Below are 16,588 nucleotides of genomic sequence, written 5' to 3'. Positions count from 1 at the left end.
CGGTCAGGCGATGTCGGCGTCGGCCGCCCGCTGTACCCGCAGGTGCTCCTCGTGGCGGGGATCGCCGATCTTCTCCAGGCTCAGCCCCTTCGTCTCGATGGCGAAGACGACGGTGACCACCGCGCCCACCACGGAGGCGGCGACCAGACCGTAGAGGATGACCGAGGTGCCGAACTCGTCGAGCAGCACCGGGAACAGGAACGCGGTCAGCACGGCACCCACCTTGGCGAACGAGGCCGCGAAACCGGCTCCCCTGCCGCGGATTCTGGTGGGGAACACCTCGCCGGCCAGCAGGTAGGTCATCGAATTGGGGCCCAGGTTCGTCGCGAAGTAGAACAGCATGAAACCGGCGAACAGCAGCACCATGTTGTGGCCGCCGTCGGGCTGGATGGACAACCCCGCCAGCGTGAGCCCGACCGCGCACCCGATGAACCCGATGGTCTGCAACTTGATCCGCCCGACGGTGTCGACCAGGAAGATCGCGGCCAGAATGCCCAGCACGAACAGCGCGTTCATCAGCGCCGAGCCCTCGGCGGCGAGCATGTCGTTGTGGATCGTGTCGGACAGCGAATGGGATTCGGACTGGGCCCCGATCACCGCAACCAGGATGGTCGGGGTGAAGATCCCGATGCCGTACGTCGCCAGGTCCTGCAGGAACCAGGGCACCGACGCGAGGATGGTCGCCCGGCGGTGCCGTTTGGTGAACAGAGCAAGGAAGCTGCCCTCGGACTTCGAGTGCGTGGGTTCCGGCAGCCGGGACAGGCTCACCGACTTCGGATAGGCCGGCTTGCGGCTCAGCAGGCGAACGGTTTCGCGTTCGGCTTCGTCGGTGCGGCCTTTTGCGACGAGCCAGTGCGGGCTGTCGGTGATGAAGAACCGGCCGATGATCACCAGGATCGCCGGAATGATCGCGGTGGCGTACATCCAGCGCCAGTCGCTGACGCTGGCGCTCTCGTAGAGGACCACGAAGCCGACCAGCGCACCGGACAGCGCGCCGATCGCCTGAAATGCGAAGGCGCTCAGGACCAGCCGGCCGCGTTTCGACGTCGGAATGCTCTCCGAGATCACCATGTGCGCGGTGGGGTAGTCGCAGCCCAACGCCAGGCCGGTGCCGAACAGGAAGACCACCAGCAGGATCAGGTTCGGGGCCAGGGCGACACCGACCAGGAAGACGGCGAACAGGACCATCTCGACGATGAACATGCGCTTTCGGCCGAAGGTGTCGGCGAGCGAGCCCAAAGCGGTAGCGCCGACCAGGATTCCTGCCAGCGAAGCGGCGGTGACCACCCCTTTCTGGCCGGCGGTCAGGCTGAACTCGACGGTCAGCAGTGGCAGCGCCACGCCGGTCATGAAGATGATCATGCCCTCGAAGAACTTGCCTGCCGACGCCAAAGACCAGATCCGCCACTGCATGGCGGTCATCGGAGTCGATGAGGTCTTGGTGCCATCTGCCCACACCGGCTGCTCGTCGATGTACTCCTGAACAGTGCGGGGTACGGGCGGCTTGTTCTCCACGTCGGTCACCAGAAGATGATGACGGGGGTGACCCCGGTGTCTCTCCGCAGAGATACTGACTGCGGCGAAAATTTGCTAATCGTTCATCTGCTGGTGCACTGCCGGTGGGATTGAGCGCTCGAGCGCATCCCGTGGCGGCCCGCTCAGCTGCCTCGGGTTGTACGGTCCCCTCAGCGGGCGACCACGACCGAGGAGCCGTGTCCGAACAGGCCCTGGTTTGCGGTGATGCCGACGGTGGCGCCCTCGACCTGGCGCCCGGTGGCCTGGCCCTTGAGTTGCCAGGTCAATTCGCAGACCTGGGCGATGGCCTGGGCCGGGATGGCCTCACCGAAACTCGCCAAACCGCCGGACGGGTTGACCGGGATGCGACCGCCGACCGCGGTGGCCCCGCTGCGCAGCAGCTGCTCGGCCTCGCCCCGGGCGCACAGGCTCAGATGCTCGTACCAGTCGAGTTCCAATGCGGTGGACAGGTCGTAGACCTCGGCCAGGCTCAGGTCGTCGGGTCCGATGCCCGCCTCGCTGTAGGCGGCGTCGAGGATCTGGTCTTTGAACACGCGCTCCGGGGCGGCGACGACGGCGGTGGAGTCGGTGGCGATGTCGGGCAGCTCGGGCAGATGCTGGGGGTACTGCGGTGTCTGCAGGCTCACCGCGCGTACCGAGGGCACCCCGGCCACCGAGCCGAGATGCTTCTCGGCGAAGGACTTGCTCGCCACGATCAGCGCCGCCGCGCCGTCGGACGTCGCGCAGATGTCGAGCAGCCGAAGCGGATCGGACACCACCGGGCTGGCCAACACGTCCTCGACGGTGGCCTCCTTGCGGTAGCGCGCGTTCGGGTTGTCCAGGCCGTGGCGCGCGTTCTTCACCTTGACCGCAGCGAAGTCCTCGAGCGTGGCGCCGTAGAGATCCATCCGGCGTCGCGCCAGCAGCGCGAAGTAGACGGTGTTGGTGGCACCGATCAGGTGGAAACGCTGCCAGTCGGGGTCGTTGCGTCGCTCGCCGCCGACCGGGGCGAAGAAACCCTTGGGGGTGGTGTCGGCGCCGATCACCAGGGCGACGTCGCAGAACCCGGCCAGGATCTGGGCGCGTGCGCTCTGCAGCGCCTGGGAGCCGCTGGCGCACGCCGCGTAGCTCGAGGTCACCGGAATCCCGTTCCAGCCGAGCTTTTGGGCGAAGGTCGAGCCCGCCACGAATCCGGGATAACCGTTGCGGATGGTGTCCGCGCCGGCCACCAGCTGGATCTGGCGCCAGTCCAAGCCGGCTTCGGCCAGTGCCGCCCGGGCGGCGACCACACCGTACTCGGTGAAGTCACGGCCCCATTTGCCCCACGGGTGCATGCCCGCACCGAGGATGTAGACCGGTTCGCTCATTTCGCGACCTCCCAGGCGTGGGTACTGCGTTCGACACCGTCGTCGTCGGTGTAGAGCGTCATCGTGGTCAGCTCCATCTCCATGCCGACGGTCAGGTCGGCGGCCAGCGTGCCTTCGACGACCTTGCCCAGCACGATCAGGCCCTCGTCTTCGAGTTCGACGGCGGCGACTGCGAACGGTTCGAACGGATCCGGCGACGGATAGGGAGGCGGTGGGGCGTAGCGGTTCTCGGTGTAGCTCCACAGCTTGCCCCGCCGCGACAGTTTGACCAGCGTGAGCGTGTCGCTGTCGCAGCCGGGGTTGGGGCAGTTGTTCTCCCGGGGCGGGAACACGTAGGTGCCGCACAGCGTGCACCTGCCGCCGATCAGGTTGGTGATCCCCGACTCGTCGGTGGCGAACCAACCGTCGATCGCGGGCTCCGTCGAAGTCTCAGAAGCTGGCACGCGGTCAGCGTACCGATTTCGGCCGTGAAACTGAAACGTGTTCCAGTTTCACGGCGGTGTCGGGTGGGCGCCCCGGCGTGTCGGCGCCGATGCCTAAAGTGAAGCCGTGAGCCCCGCCAAGACCGCCTCGGAGTCCAAGCCCGCCGCAGGGGATGCCGGGGGCGCCGGCCAGCCCGAGAAGCCGACGCTGATGCTGTTGGACGGCAATTCGCTGGCATTCCGTGCCTTCTATGCGCTGCCCGCCGAGAACTTCAAGACCCAGGGTGGGCTCACCACCAACGCGGTGTACGGGTTCACCGCGATGCTGATCAATCTGCTGCGCGACGAACAGCCCAGCCACATCGCCGCGGCGTTCGACGTGTCCCGCCAGACGTTCCGCGCCGAGAAGTACCCGGAGTACAAGGCCAACCGCAGTGCCACACCCGACGAGTTCCGCGGGCAGATCGACATCACCAAAGAGGTCCTCGGAGCGCTCGGCATCACGGTGCTCGCCGAAGCGGGATTCGAGGCCGACGACGTGATCGCGACGCTGGCCACCCAGGCGCAGAGTGAGGGCTACCGGGTTCTGGTGGTCACCGGCGACCGCGACTCACTGCAATTGGTCACCGACGATCTCACGGTGTTGTATCCCCGCAAGGGGGTCAGCGAGTTGACCCGATTCACTCCCGCCGCGGTGGTGGAGAAGTACGGGCTCACGCCGGCCCAGTACCCGGACTTCGCGGCGCTGCGCGGCGACCCCAGCGACAACCTGCCCGGCATCCCCGGCGTGGGGGAGAAGACCGCGACCAAGTGGATCTCCGAATACGGCACGTTGCAGGGTCTGGTGGACAACGTCGACAAGGTCAAGGGCAAGGTGGGCGACTCGCTGCGGGCCAACCTGTCCAGCGTGGTGCTCAACCGCGAGCTCACCGATCTGGTCCGCGACGTACCGCTGGCCCAGACTCCTGACACGCTGCGCATGCAGCCATGGGACCGCGATCAGATCCACCGGCTCTTCGATGATCTGGAGTTCCGGGTGCTTCGGGACCGGCTGTTCGACACGCTGGCCTCGACCGATCCCGAGGTCGAGGAGGGTTTCGACGTCCGCGGCGGCGCATTGGAGCCGGGCACACTGGCCGGCTGGCTGGCCGAACACAGCCACGGCCGCCGGTTCGGACTGGCGGTCATCGGCAACCACCTGGCGTTCGACAGCGACACCACTGCGCTGGCCCTGGTCGCCCCCGACGGAGACGGCCGCTACCTCGACGTTGCGGCACTGAACCCCGACGACGAGGCGGCGCTGGCATCCTGGCTGGCCGACCCCGGGGTGCCGAAGGCGCTGCATGAGGCCAAGCTCGCCATGCACGACGTGCAGGGCCGCGGGTGGGCGTTGGCCGGGGTGACCTCCGACACCGCGCTGGCCGCCTACCTGGTGCGCCCCGGACAGCGCAGCTTCGCGCTCGACGATCTGTCGTTGCGCTACCTCAAGCGTGAGCTGCGTGCCGAAAGCCCTGAACAGCAGCAACTCTCGTTGCTCGACGATAGTGACGGCGTGGACGACCAAGCTGTGCAGACGGCCTTGCTGCGGGCCAGCGCAGTGATGGACCTGGCCGACGCGCTCGACGAAGAACTGGCCAGGATCGATTCCTCGGCGCTGCTGGGCAGCATGGAGCTGCCGGTGCAGCGGGTGCTCTCCGACCTCGAGACTGCCGGCATCGCCGTGGATCTGCAGCGCCTGTCCGAACTGCAGAGCGAGTTCGGTGACCAGATCAGGGACGCCGCCGAGGCGGCGTACTCGGTGATCGGCAAGCAGATCAACCTCGGCTCACCCAAGCAGCTGCAGGTGGTGCTCTTCGACGAACTGGAGATGCCCAAGACCAAGCGCACCAAGACCGGCTACACCACCGATGCCGATGCGCTGCAGACGTTGTTCGACAAGACCGGGCATCCGTTCCTGCAGCATCTGCTGGCCCACCGGGACGCCACCCGCCTGAAGGTCACCGTCGACGGGCTGCTCAACGCGGTCGCCTCCGACGGCCGCATCCACACGACGTTCAACCAGACCATCGCGGCCACCGGCCGGTTGTCGTCCACCGAACCCAACCTGCAGAACATCCCGATCCGCACCGAGGCCGGGCGCCGGATCCGGGACGCCTTCGTCGTGGGCTCCGGGGGCGGCGCGGCCTACGGCGAGTTGATGACCGCCGACTACAGCCAGATCGAGATGCGGATCATGGCGCATCTGTCGGGCGACGAGGGCCTGATCGAAGCGTTCAACACCGGTGAGGACCTCCACTCGTTCGTCGCGTCACGGGCCTTCTCGGTGCCGATCGAGGAGGTCACGGCCGAACTGCGCCGCCGGGTCAAGGCGATGTCGTACGGGCTGGCCTACGGTCTGAGCGCCTACGGCCTGTCCCAGCAGCTCAAGATCTCCACCGAAGAGGCCAAGGATCAGATGGAGCAGTACTTCGCCCGGTTCGGCGGGGTCCGCGACTATCTGCGCGACGTCGTCGATCAGGCCCGCAAGGACGGCTACACCTCCACGGTGTTCGGCCGGCGGCGGTATCTGCCCGAGCTCGACAGCAGCAACCGCAACGTGCGCGAAGCCGCGGAACGGGCGGCGCTCAACGCGCCCATCCAGGGCAGCGCCGCCGACATCATCAAGGTGGCGATGATCAACGTCGACCAAGCGGTCAAAGACGCCGGGCTGTCCTCGAGGATGCTGCTCCAGGTGCACGACGAGTTGGTGTTCGAGGTGGCCGACGGCGAACACGAGTCCCTCGAGGCCCTGGTGCGCGAGCACATGGGCAACGCCTATCCGCTGACCGTGCCGCTGGAGGTGTCGGTGGGGTTCGGGCGCAGCTGGGACTCGGCGGCGCACTGACCCGATGGCGGACGCCTCCCTGCAGATCCGGTTCCTGGCCCGCCTGGGGGCCGCCATGGCCGGCGCGAACTATCCGGTGACGTTCATCAGGCAGATGCTGGCCCGGGCGTCGGCTGCCTACGGCGTGCGCACCGAGATCGTCGCGCTGCCCAACAACGTCCAGATCGTCGGGGCGCCCGGCCCGTCCGCGACGCCGGTCACCTCGGCCAACGTCGAGTCCAGCCTGCGCTTCGACCAGACCTTTCCGTTGGCCACGCTGGTCTCCGAGGCGATGGACGGCCGGGTTTCGCCGACCGAGGGCGAACAGCGGCTCGAGCGCATCGCGGCGAGTCAGCGCCCATACCCGGCCTGGGTCACCGTGGCGGGATACGGCGTGTTCAGCGCAGGGCTGGCGCTGCTGATGGAACCCACCTTGATCAACCTGGCCGCAGCGGCTTTTCTCGGGCTGCTGGTCGGTCTGCTGCTGTCGGTCAGCGAACGACTGTCGGTGCTGGCTCTGCTGGCGCCGGTGCTCAGCGCAGTGCTGGTCGCCGGGCTGTGCATCGCCGGCGGGCAGTACCTGGGCCTCGACCACGTCGGGCTGCGCGCGCTCATCCCACCCTTGGCGGTGTTCCTGCCCGGGGTGGCGATCACGGTCTCGGTGATCGAACTGGCGGCCAACGACGTCATCTCCGGCGCCAGCCGGCTGATCGCGGGTTTCATGCAACTGGCGATGCTCGCGTTCGGGATCATCATCGCCAGCCAGATGTTCGGCCTAGAGGACGGCCAACTGACCGCACAGGCCATCAACAAGCTCGGTCCGTGGGCTCCGTGGGTCGGCGTCGCGGTTTTCGTGGCCGGAATCATGCTGTTCCTGGCTCCGCCGCTGTCGTTTCTGCCGTGGCTGGCGCTGCTGGCCTACATCGCCTACACCGCGCAGTACCTGGGCGACCTGTTGCTGGGCAGCTATGCCAGCGGCTTCTTCGGCGCCTTGGCGCTGACGCTGGCGGCGCTGCTGATCGCACGGCGCCGTGACTCCCCACCGGCGATCGCGATGGTGCTTCCCGGCTTCTGGCTGCTGGTGCCGGGATCGCTGGGGTTGATCGGTGTCGCCGAGCTGTTCGGCGCCGACGGGGACTCGGCACTGCCGGCCACCCTGATCTCGATGATCGCGATCGCTCTCGGTGTGCAGGCCGGCGTGGTGATCTGGCAGCTGTTGCGCCGCCGGCGCGCTTAGCGCCGCAGGTCGGCGATCGGCCGGGCGGGCCGGGGGCCCGGTTGATGGTGCAGGTACAGGATCAGATCGCGCGGTCCGGTGGGCAGCTCCCAGTGGAACGTGATGGCGGCCAGCCGCAGCGCGGTGGCGCGGCTATCTTGCGGATGGCTGAGAACCCGGCGCGCGGTAGCCGGCCATCTGGTGCAAGGCGGGTGAGGCGGCCCGAGCCGCGTACACCGCGTAGGTCTCGTCGGCGAGCAGTGCGGCGATCCGCTGGTCGGCGAAGCCGCGGTCGATCCGGTCGCGCACGAAGGCCAGTTCGGCGACCTGCTGGGCGAAGCGCTTGACCGACTGTCCCGCTGGTTTCCCACCGAACCGGGTCGCTTCGGCGATCGCGCGCTTACGGGTGGGGATCGAGCCCAGCCAGCTGGCCTCGTTGTCGGTGATGACACCGGCGTCGACCATCCCGGGCAGTTTGGTGGCCACCACCCGTTGTTCGCGGCGCCGCTGGTAGAGCGCAAGTACGACCGCACCGACGAAGACGGGCATCATCCAGAACACGTAGACGGCCAGGTAGCCGCCGGGGCCGAGCAGCGCCGATCCGTTCCACATCGCATGCAGGATCACCGCGCCGGCGTAGCCGGCCAGCAGGCAGCCCAGCTTGCCCAGGGGGCTGCGCCGGTGCAGGGCGAACCAGACTCCGAGGGCGAACATCGTGGTGAACAGCGAGTGCGCGAACGGCGACATGATCAGTCGCAGCGCTGCCGTGGCCAGGGAGTCCGCCAGTGACTCGCCGTCGGCGATGTAGAGGATGTCCTCCAGCCACGCGAAGCCGGCGCCGACCAGGCCGGCGTAGACCAGGCAATCGGTCAGCGAGTTCATCTCGTGGCGTCGGGCGCCGGTCATCATGATCAGCAGGAACAGGCCCTTGGCCAGTTCCTCGGTCACCGGCGCACCGACCACCAGCGTCAGCGCATTGACCGCCTCGTCCTCGCCGTAGGCCGCGCCGGGGAACACGGCGAACTCGAGCACCATCTGCAGCACCGCGGACATGATCACGGCTGCCGAGGTGCCCCACAGAAAGGCGAACAGCAGCAGCCGGGGAGGTTCGGGCTCCCAACGGTCCAGCCACAGGTAGGCCAGCACCACGACCGTCATCGCGACGCTGGACAGCACGAACCCGACTGCGGTGCCGGCGGGGTTGACCGCCGTCAGCAGGATGACCAGCAGTCCCGCCAGCGTTCCCAGCAGGATCAACACGCCGATCGGGGCCCCGGCGCTGCGGACCCGCCGCGCGAAAGGAGCGCCCGGGTGTACTACTGGAGGGTGAGGTCCGCCGCCGGCGCCGCTGAATGACACGTCAGCAGGTTAGCGGCCCTCACCGCTGCCGGTGGACCGGGTTTGTCCTGCGTGGACCCCGTCGAGTAACCTCGACCGGGTACCCGTGTGTACACCCATGCCGGGTGCGAAGCACGAACAACGCAGTTCAATAAGAAGCCAGTCCCTACGATCAAAGCTGTCCGGAGCAACCCACCACATGCCAAGTCCCTCCGTCACCTCGCCGCAAGTAGCCGTCAACGACATCGGCTCGAGCGAGGACTTTCTCGCCGCCATCGACAAAACCATCAAATACTTCAACGATGGCGACATCGTCGAAGGGACGATCGTCAAGGTTGACCGTGACGAAGTCCTGCTCGACATCGGTTACAAGACCGAAGGCGTCATCCCTTCCCGTGAGCTGTCCATCAAGCACGACGTCGACCCCAATGAGGTTGTGTCCGTCGGCGACGAGGTCGAAGCTCTGGTCCTCACCAAGGAGGACAAGGAAGGCCGACTGATCCTGTCCAAGAAGCGCGCACAGTACGAGCGCGCCTGGGGCACCATCGAAGAGCTCAAGGAAAAGGACGAGGCCGTCAAGGGCACCGTCATCGAGGTCGTCAAGGGCGGCCTGATCCTCGACATCGGCCTGCGCGGCTTCTTGCCCGCATCGCTGGTCGAGATGCGTCGTGTCCGCGATCTGCAGCCGTACATCGGCAAGGAGATCGAGGCCAAGATCATCGAGCTCGACAAGAACCGCAACAACGTCGTGCTGTCGCGGCGCGCCTGGCTGGAGCAGACCCAGTCCGAGGTGCGCAGCGAGTTCCTCAACCAGCTCACCAAGGGCGCCATCCGCAAGGGTGTGGTCTCTTCGATCGTCAACTTCGGCGCCTTCGTCGATCTGGGCGGTGTCGACGGCCTGGTGCACGTCTCCGAGCTGTCCTGGAAGCACATCGACCATCCGTCCGAGGTCGTGCAGGTCGGCGACGAGGTCACCGTCGAGGTCCTCGACGTCGACATGGATCGCGAGCGGGTTTCGCTGTCGCTGAAGGCAACCCAGGAAGATCCGTGGCGCCACTTCGCCCGCACCCACGCCATCGGCCAGATCGTGCCGGGCAAGGTCACCAAGCTGGTGCCGTTCGGCGCGTTCGTCCGCGTCGAGGAGGGCATCGAGGGCCTGGTGCACATCTCCGAGCTGTCCGAGCGCCACGTCGAGGTGCCCGATCAGGTTGTGCAGGTGGGCGACGACGCAATGGTCAAGGTCATCGACATCGACCTGGAGCGTCGCCGGATCTCGTTGAGCCTCAAGCAGGCCAACGAGGACTACAACAGCGAAGAGTTCGAGGCCTGGAAGTACGGCATGGCCGACAGCTACGACGACCAGGGCAACTACATCTTCCCTGAGGGCTTCGACGTCGACACCAACGAGTGGCTCGAGGGCTTCGAGAAGCAGCGTGACGAGTGGGAGGCCCGCTACGGCGAGGCCGAGCGCCGCTACAAGATGCACACCGCGCAGATGGAGAAGTTCGCTGCCGCGGAGGCCGAGGAGGCCGCCCGTCCCGCCGCCGCCAACGGCACCTCGCGCTCCGAGGAGCCGGCGGCCGCCGGTGGATCGCTGGCCAGTGACGCCCAGCTCGCCGCGCTGCGGGAGAAGCTGGCGGGCAACGCCTGATCTGGCCGCCTGATTAGTCCCGACCCGAAGGCCCCGGCTCGAAAGAGCCGGGGCCTTCGTCGTGGTCGCTGCCGGCCTGCTGACACACTGGTGCTGTGCTGCGTATTGGTTTGACCGGAGGAATCGGGGCGGGCAAGTCGACGGTGTCGGCCACCTTCAGTGACCTCGGCGGCATCGTCGTCGACGGTGACGTGATCGCCCGCGAGGTCGTCGCACCCGGCACCGAGGGGCTGGAGCGTCTCGTCGAGGCGTTCGGAGACGGCATCCTGGCAGGTGACGGAGCCCTGAACCGGCCCGCGCTGGCGGCGATCGCGTTCAGCGACGACGACAAGCGGGCGACCCTGAACGGCATCGTGCATCCGCTTGTGGCGCATCGGCGTTCGGAGCTGATCGAGGCCGCCCATCACGACGCCGTCATCGTCGAGGACATCCCGCTGCTGGTGGAGTCTCAGATGGCGCCGATGTTCCCGCTGGTGGTCATCGTGAACGCCGACCCCGAACTACGGGTCGAACGGCTCATCGAGTACCGCGGCTTCACCGAGCAGGACGCGCGGGCGCGCATCGCGGCTCAGGCCAGCGAGGAGCAGCGCCGGGCGGTGGCCGACGTGTGGCTGGACAACTCGGGCAGCGCCGGTGAACTCGTGCAGCAGGCCCGGGAACTGTGGCACGCCCGCATCCAGCCGTTCGCGCAGAACCTGCAGGCCGGCCGCCCGGCACATGGCGGGCCGGCCCTGGCGCCGGCGGACCCGAGCTGGCCCGAGCAGGCCAGCCGGATCCTGGCCCGGCTCCGGTTGACCTGTGGGCAGCACGCCCAGCGCATCGACCACATCGGGTCCACCGCGATCGCCGGGATGGACGCCAAGGACGTCATCGACATCCAGGTGACCGTCGGCTCGCTCGCCGCGGCGGACGACCTGGCCGAGGCACTGTTGGCGGCCGGCTACGTGTCCACTGCGGTCACCGACGATGTCGCCAAGCCCGATGCCCGCAGCACGGTGGCCGAATTCGACCACACCGACGCGCCCGGGTTGTGGGGCAAGAGGTTGTACTGCTCGGCCGACCCGGGCCGGCCGACGCACGTGCACGTCCGGGTGGCCGGGTGGCCGGGGCAGCAGTTCGCCCTGCTGTTCGTCGACTGGTTGGTGGCCAATCCCGGCGCCCAGGAGGATTACCGCGCGCTCAAACGCAGGGCGGCTGAGGGCGCCCATGCCGACAGCGGCGCGTACGCCACAGCGAAGGAGCCGTGGTTTCTCGACGCCTACCGCAGGGCGTGGGAGTGGGCTGACACGACCGGCTGGCGGCCGAGCGTTTAGGCGGGGCCCGGCGCGACGGGGACGCCGTCGGGGGCGTCACCGGTGGTCACGGCGTCGGCGGGGGGTAGCCCCTCGCCGTGCGGTGCCGGTTGCAGCGGAACGGCGTTGTCGATGCCGCCGACCGGGGCCTGGCAGGTCAGCGCCCCGAAATTGGGATCTTCGCGCTGCGGGGTCAGCCGGGGACCGATGAAGTCGTCGGCCTGGGCTACCACGGCGTCGTCGACGAGGATCTCGCAGTGCAGATTGGCCGAGTAGGGCCATTCGATCGAGACCCGGATATCGGCGACCTGGGAGGCGGGCAGCACCGCGTTGGCCTCGAACACCCGGCCCGGAACCATGGTGGGGTTGGCGGTGTGGAACTGGTCCCCGTCGGCGCGATAGGTGATGGTGGCGCCGCGGGACACCCCGTCCACCCGGGCCCGGTAGACGATGTTGTGCAGGACCTCCTGGGTCGGTGCGGCCGTCTGCTCGGTGGCGCCGGTGTCCGGCTGGGCCAGCGCGACTACGGGCGCGAGCTGCGCGGCGACGACGGCCACGGCGGCAGCGGCGGATACTCGCCAGGCGCGCATGGTGGACCTCATAGTTGCCGACACTACAACTGCCTCCCGGTGCTGAGCACGCCCATAGCGGGCGCCGGTCATCCTCATCATCAAGGTCATCGTCGCCACCCGGGGGCGCTGTTACCCGGAACCGGCCCTGCGCTGCCCGGCGGGCCGGGCTGCGTTACGCGTTGCGCCAGCTCAGTGTCATGCCGAGGGTGGCCAGCCATCGGTGCAGGTCATGGCCGTGGCCGGCGAGTGCGTCCACCGTGGCCAGCGCGGTGCGGATCGCCGATTCGGCGGTCTGGTGGCTGATCAGGCCCTCGGCGGTGGCGACCAGGAGTTCGTCGACATCGGTGATCTCCACCGCCTCGCCGGTGCGTACCACCAGGTCGAGGTAGTGGTCCTCGCTGTGCCAGCACTGCGGTCCGGGGGTGTACTCGCCGACATCGAGATAGAAGTCCTGGTCACGCTCGTGGCCGGGGTTGAAGTGGAACACCGTTGCGCGCAGGCCGAGGCTGGGCAGCAGCCAGGACTCCAGGTAGTGGAACTGGGCCCGGCCGGGGGTGGGACGAGCCATGTAGAGCCCCCACGGGGTGACGGTGTAGACGTCCACCGCCCGCACGATGCCTTTGGGATCGGTGTTGGTGCGGGCGGCGAGGTCGAAAGTCTCGTGCTTGGGAGGGTGGATGGTGATCAGGATAGGGGTTGCGGGCCGGCGAGTGGCCCCGCAGTGCCTGCGGGAACAGAACATGTCGGCCCCGGGTTCTACCCTGTTGATCATGGCTTTCGCGACCGAACACCCCGTGCTCGCGCACTCGGAGTACCGACCCGTCGACCAGTTGGTGCGGGCGGGCGGCCGTTTCGAGGTGGTCAGCGAATACGAGCCCGCCGGCGATCAGCCCGCGGCGATCGACGAGCTGGAGAAGCGGGTGCGTGGCGGGGAGCACGACGTGGTGCTGCTCGGCGCCACGGGTACCGGCAAGTCGGCGACCACGGCCTGGCTGATCGAGCGGTTGCAGCGCCCCACGCTGGTGATGGCCCCCAACAAGACGCTGGCCGCCCAGCTGGCCAACGAGTTGCGGGAGATGTTGCCGCACAACTCCGTCGAGTACTTCGTCTCTTACTACGACTACTACCAGCCCGAGGCCTACATCGCCCAGACCGACACCTACATCGAGAAGGACAGCTCGATCAACGACGACGTGGAGCGGCTGCGGCACTCGGCAACCTCCAGCCTGCTGTCGCGCCGCGACGTCGTCGTGGTCGCGTCGGTGTCCTGTATCTACGGGCTGGGCACGCCGCAGTCGTACATGGATCGCTCGGTGGAGCTCAAGGTCGGCGACGAGGTGCCCCGCGACGCGCTGCTGCGGCTGCTGGTCGACGTCCAGTACACCCGCAACGACGTGGCCTTCACCCGGGGCACCTTCCGGGTCCGCGGCGACACCGTCGAGATCATCCCGTCCTACGAGGAACTGGCCGTGCGCATCGAGTTCTTCGGCGACGAGGTGGAAGAGCTCTACTATCTGCACCCGCTGACCGGGGACATCATCCGCCGGGTCGACTCGTTGCGGATCTTCCCCGCCACTCACTACGTGGCCGGTCCGGAGCGCATGGCGCAGGCCATCTCGACCATCGAGGCCGAACTGGAGGAGCGGCTGGCCGAGTTGGAGGGGCAGGGCAAGCTGCTGGAGGCGCAGCGGCTGCGGATGCGGACGAACTACGACGTCGAGATGATGCGCCAGGTCGGCTTCTGCTCGGGTATCGAGAACTACTCGCGGCATATCGACGGGCGGCCCGCCGGGTCGGCACCGGCGACCCTGCTGGACTACTTTCCGGAGGACTTCCTGCTCGTCATCGACGAGTCCCACGTGACGGTGCCGCAGATCGGCGGCATGTACGAGGGGGACATGTCGCGCAAACGCAATCTGGTCGACTTCGGGTTCCGGCTGCCTTCGGCGGTCGACAACCGTCCACTGACCTGGGAGGAGTTCGCTGAGCGTATCGGTCAGACGGTGTACCTGTCGGCCACGCCGGGGCCCTATGAGCTCAGCCAGACCAGCGGTGAGTTCGTCGAGCAGGTCATCCGCCCGACCGGCCTGGTCGATCCGCAGGTGATCGTCAAGCCGACCAAGGGGCAGATCGACGACCTGATCGGTGAGATCCGCAAGCGCACTGAGCGTGACGAGCGCGTCCTGGTCACGACCCTGACCAAGAAGATGGCCGAAGACCTCACCGACTACCTGCTGGAGATGGGAATCAGGGTGCGCTACCTGCACTCCGAGGTCGACACGTTGCGTCGGGTGGAGCTGTTGCGCCAGCTGAGGCTGGGTGAATACGACGTGCTCGTGGGCATCAACCTGCTGCGGGAGGGCCTCGACCTGCCGGAGGTGTCGTTGGTGGCGATCCTCGACGCCGACAAGGAAGGCTTCCTTCGCTCACCGCGCAGCCTGATCCAGACCATCGGTCGCGCCGCCCGCAATGTCTCCGGCGAGGTGCACATGTATGCCGACACGATCACCGATTCGATGAAGGAAGCCATCGACGAGACCGAGCGCCGGCGTGCCAAGCAGATCGCCTACAACGAAGAGCACGGCATCGACCCCCAGCCGCTGCGCAAGAAGATCGCCGACATCCTCGACCAGGTGTACCGCGAAGCCGACGACTCCGAGTCGGTGGAGATCGGTGGTTCGGGCCGCAACGCCTCACGCGGCCGCCGCGCGCAGGGCGCGCCCGGGCGCGCGGTCAGTGCCGGGGTCGTCGAGGGCCGCGACACATCGAATATGCCGCGCGCCGAATTGGCCGACCTGATCAAGGATCTGACCGAACAGATGATGGCCGCCGCGCGTGATCTGCAGTTCGAGCTGGCGGCCCGCATCCGCGACGAGATCGCCGATCTGAAGAAGGAACTCCGGGGGATGGATGCGGCCGGCCTGAAGTGACTTGACCTCAACAGCGCTCGAGGTTCTACGGTCGCTCCGTGGACGGGACTGCGGCGGGTGTGCCGGTCGGGGTGTGGCGCGAACTGTTGGGGCGCCGCTACCTCGGGGCGGCCGCAGTGCTGGCCGGCGGTGTGGCGCTGTACGCGACCAACGAGTTCCTCACCATCAGTTTGATGCCCAGTGCGGTCGCCGAGATCGGTGGCCGGCGGTTCTACGCGTGGGTGACGACCGTCTACCTCGTCGGATCGGTGGTGGCCGCCACCACCGTCTCGACGGTGCTGCTGCGGGTCGGCCCGAGGCGGGCCTATCTCGCGGGTCTGACCGCCTTCGGCCTCGGCAGCCTGTGCTGCGCTGTCGCACCGAGCATGCCGGTGCTGCTCGCCGGTCGCGCCGTGCAGGGGGTGGCGGGCGGCCTGCTCGCCGGCCTCGGCTACGCGGTGATCAACACCGTGCTGCCGGCCACGCTGTGGACGAAGGCCTCGGCGCTGGTGTCGGCGATGTGGGGAGTCGGCACGCTGCTCGGTCCGGCCGCCGGCGGTCTGTTCGCCCAATACAGTTCGTGGCGCTGGGCTTTCGGCGCCATGCTGGCAATGGTGGTGGGGATGTCGGTACTGGTCCCGGTTGCGCTGCCGGCCGGCACCGGCCACCGCGGCGACGTGGCGGGGCTCGGCCGCCGAGGCATCCCGGTGTGGTCGCTGCTGCTGCTCGGTGGGGCCGCGTTGCTGGTGAGCATGGCGGGGGTGGCTCACGACTTCGGTGTCACCGTCGCGCTGGCGGTGGCGGGGCTCATCCTGGTGGCGGGGTTCCTGGCCGTGGATCGCCGGATGAGCGCGTCGGTGTTGCCGCCGAGCGCCTTCGGGCCGGGACCGGTCAAGTGGGTGTATCTCAGCCTGGGTGTCCTGATGTCGGCGACCCTGGTGGACATGTACGTGCCGTTGTTCGCTCAGCGGCTGGCCCACCTGGCCCCGGTGGCAGCGGGTTTCCTCGGCGCCGGTCTGGCGGTCGGTTGGACGGTCAGCGAGATCGGCAGCGCGTCGCTGCGCAGCGGCCGGGTGATTGTGCGGGTCGTCGCGGTGTCGCCGCTGGTGATGGCGACCGGTCTGATGCTCAACGCGCTGACTCAGCGCCAGGACGCCGCGTGGGGGCAGGTGGCGGCCTGGGCGCTCGGGCTGCTGATCAGCGGCGCCGGGGTGGGTCTTGCCTGGCCCCATCTGTCGGCATGGGCGATGAGCAAGGTCAACGATCCCGCTGAGGGGCCGGTGGCGGCGGCCGCCATCAACACCGTGCAGGTGATGTCGGCGGCGTTGGGGGCGGCGGTGGCCGGGGTGGTGGTCAACTCCACGGATGGCGGCGGGGCCACCGCCTCGAGGGCGTTGTTCGCGACGTTCGCGGCGCTCGTCGCGCTCGGCACCGTGGCGGCCG

Annotated in this window: 12 protein-coding genes; 6 read left to right on the top strand and 6 right to left on the bottom strand. The window is 68.1% G+C overall.

Annotated elements, in window-relative coordinates:
- Nucleotides 1-3 precede the first annotated feature (3 nt).
- The 3 genes from ACXAID_RS08435 to ACXAID_RS08425 form a co-directional block, all read right to left on the bottom strand.
- Nucleotides 4-1,524, bottom strand: coding sequence for an MFS transporter (locus ACXAID_RS08435; protein WP_475021746.1), 1,521 nt, complete (start codon nucleotides 1,522-1,524; stop codon nucleotides 4-6).
- 161 nt (nucleotides 1,525-1,685) lie between these two features.
- On the bottom strand, nucleotides 1,686-2,882 hold the full coding sequence (locus ACXAID_RS08430) for a lipid-transfer protein (RefSeq protein WP_475021745.1): 1,197 nt from the start codon (nucleotides 2,880-2,882) through the stop codon (nucleotides 1,686-1,688).
- Entirely contained in the window at nucleotides 2,879-3,325 is a 447-nt protein-coding gene (locus ACXAID_RS08425; RefSeq protein ID WP_475021744.1) for a Zn-ribbon domain-containing OB-fold protein, read from the bottom strand. Before ACXAID_RS08425 ends, ACXAID_RS08430 begins: the two co-directional genes overlap by 4 nt.
- Before the next feature lie 190 nt (nucleotides 3,326-3,515).
- On the opposite strand from ACXAID_RS08425, the gene polA reads away from it, so the two are divergent.
- The gene (polA, locus tag ACXAID_RS08420) at nucleotides 3,516-6,188 is read left to right on the top strand and encodes a DNA polymerase I (RefSeq protein ID WP_475021776.1); all 2,673 of its coding nucleotides are present in this window, start codon (nucleotides 3,516-3,518) and stop codon (nucleotides 6,186-6,188) included.
- A gap of 4 nt (nucleotides 6,189-6,192) precedes the next feature.
- Entirely contained in the window at nucleotides 6,193-7,404 is a 1,212-nt protein-coding gene (locus ACXAID_RS08415) for a threonine/serine exporter family protein (protein WP_475021743.1), read from the top strand.
- Between the two features lie 132 nt (nucleotides 7,405-7,536).
- Here the strand turns inward: ACXAID_RS08415 and ACXAID_RS08410 are convergent, their stop codons facing one another.
- Nucleotides 7,537-8,742, bottom strand: a complete 1,206-nt coding sequence (locus ACXAID_RS08410) for a PrsW family intramembrane metalloprotease (RefSeq protein ID WP_475021742.1) — start codon at nucleotides 8,740-8,742, stop codon at nucleotides 7,537-7,539.
- A 178-nt stretch (nucleotides 8,743-8,920) separates the two neighbouring features.
- On the opposite strand from ACXAID_RS08410, the gene rpsA reads away from it, so the two are divergent.
- Both rpsA and coaE read left to right on the top strand, forming a co-directional pair.
- Entirely contained in the window at nucleotides 8,921-10,372 is a 1,452-nt protein-coding gene (gene rpsA / locus ACXAID_RS08405) for a 30S ribosomal protein S1 (protein WP_475021741.1), read from the top strand.
- Between the two features lie 95 nt (nucleotides 10,373-10,467).
- Nucleotides 10,468-11,685 (top strand): dephospho-CoA kinase, encoded by a 1,218-nt coding sequence (gene coaE, locus ACXAID_RS08400; RefSeq protein WP_475021740.1) that lies wholly within the window; start codon nucleotides 10,468-10,470, stop codon nucleotides 11,683-11,685.
- On the opposite strand, the gene ACXAID_RS08395 is transcribed toward coaE, so the two are convergent.
- Nucleotides 11,682-12,266, bottom strand: coding sequence for a hypothetical protein (locus ACXAID_RS08395; RefSeq protein WP_475021739.1), 585 nt, complete (start codon nucleotides 12,264-12,266; stop codon nucleotides 11,682-11,684). The two genes, coaE and ACXAID_RS08395, sit on opposite strands and share 4 nt — an antisense overlap.
- A 142-nt stretch (nucleotides 12,267-12,408) precedes the next feature.
- Nucleotides 12,409-12,915, bottom strand: a complete 507-nt coding sequence (locus tag ACXAID_RS08390) for a ribonuclease FAU-1 family protein (protein ID WP_475021775.1) — start codon at nucleotides 12,913-12,915, stop codon at nucleotides 12,409-12,411.
- Nucleotides 12,916-13,006: 91 nt separating this feature from the next.
- Here ACXAID_RS08390 and uvrB point away from each other — a divergent pair, with 91 nt between their 5' ends.
- Nucleotides 13,007-15,166: an excinuclease ABC subunit UvrB gene (uvrB, locus tag ACXAID_RS08385; RefSeq protein WP_475021738.1), complete on the top strand. Its 2,160-nt coding sequence runs from the start codon at nucleotides 13,007-13,009 to the stop codon at nucleotides 15,164-15,166.
- A 38-nt stretch (nucleotides 15,167-15,204) separates the two neighbouring features.
- The coding region (locus tag ACXAID_RS08380) for an MFS transporter (RefSeq protein ID WP_475021737.1) at nucleotides 15,205-16,588 on the top strand (1,384 nt) is incomplete at its 3' end.

It is taken from the genome of Mycobacterium sp. ABE4_509, from assembly GCF_056160785.1.
Note: the sequence above shows the minus strand (reverse complement) of the source record. Positions and strands in the feature narration are given on the sequence as shown.

Bases quoted from the DNA above. Each gene is read 5' to 3' on its own strand.
- ACXAID_RS08430 (WP_475021745.1), bottom strand. From the start codon at position 2,882: ATGAGCGAACCGGTCTACATCCTCGGTGCGGGCATGCACCCGTGGGGC.
- polA (WP_475021776.1), top strand. From the start codon at position 3,516: ATGCTGTTGGACGGCAATTCGCTGGCATTCCGTGCCTTCTATGCGCTG.
- ACXAID_RS08415 (WP_475021743.1), top strand. From the start codon at position 6,193: ATGGCGGACGCCTCCCTGCAGATCCGGTTCCTGGCCCGCCTGGGGGCC.
- uvrB (WP_475021738.1), top strand. From the start codon at position 13,007: ATGGCTTTCGCGACCGAACACCCCGTGCTCGCGCACTCGGAGTACCGA.
- rpsA (WP_475021741.1), top strand. From the start codon at position 8,921: ATGCCAAGTCCCTCCGTCACCTCGCCGCAAGTAGCCGTCAACGACATC.
- ACXAID_RS08395 (WP_475021739.1), bottom strand. From the start codon at position 12,266: ATGAGGTCCACCATGCGCGCCTGGCGAGTATCCGCCGCTGCCGCCGTG.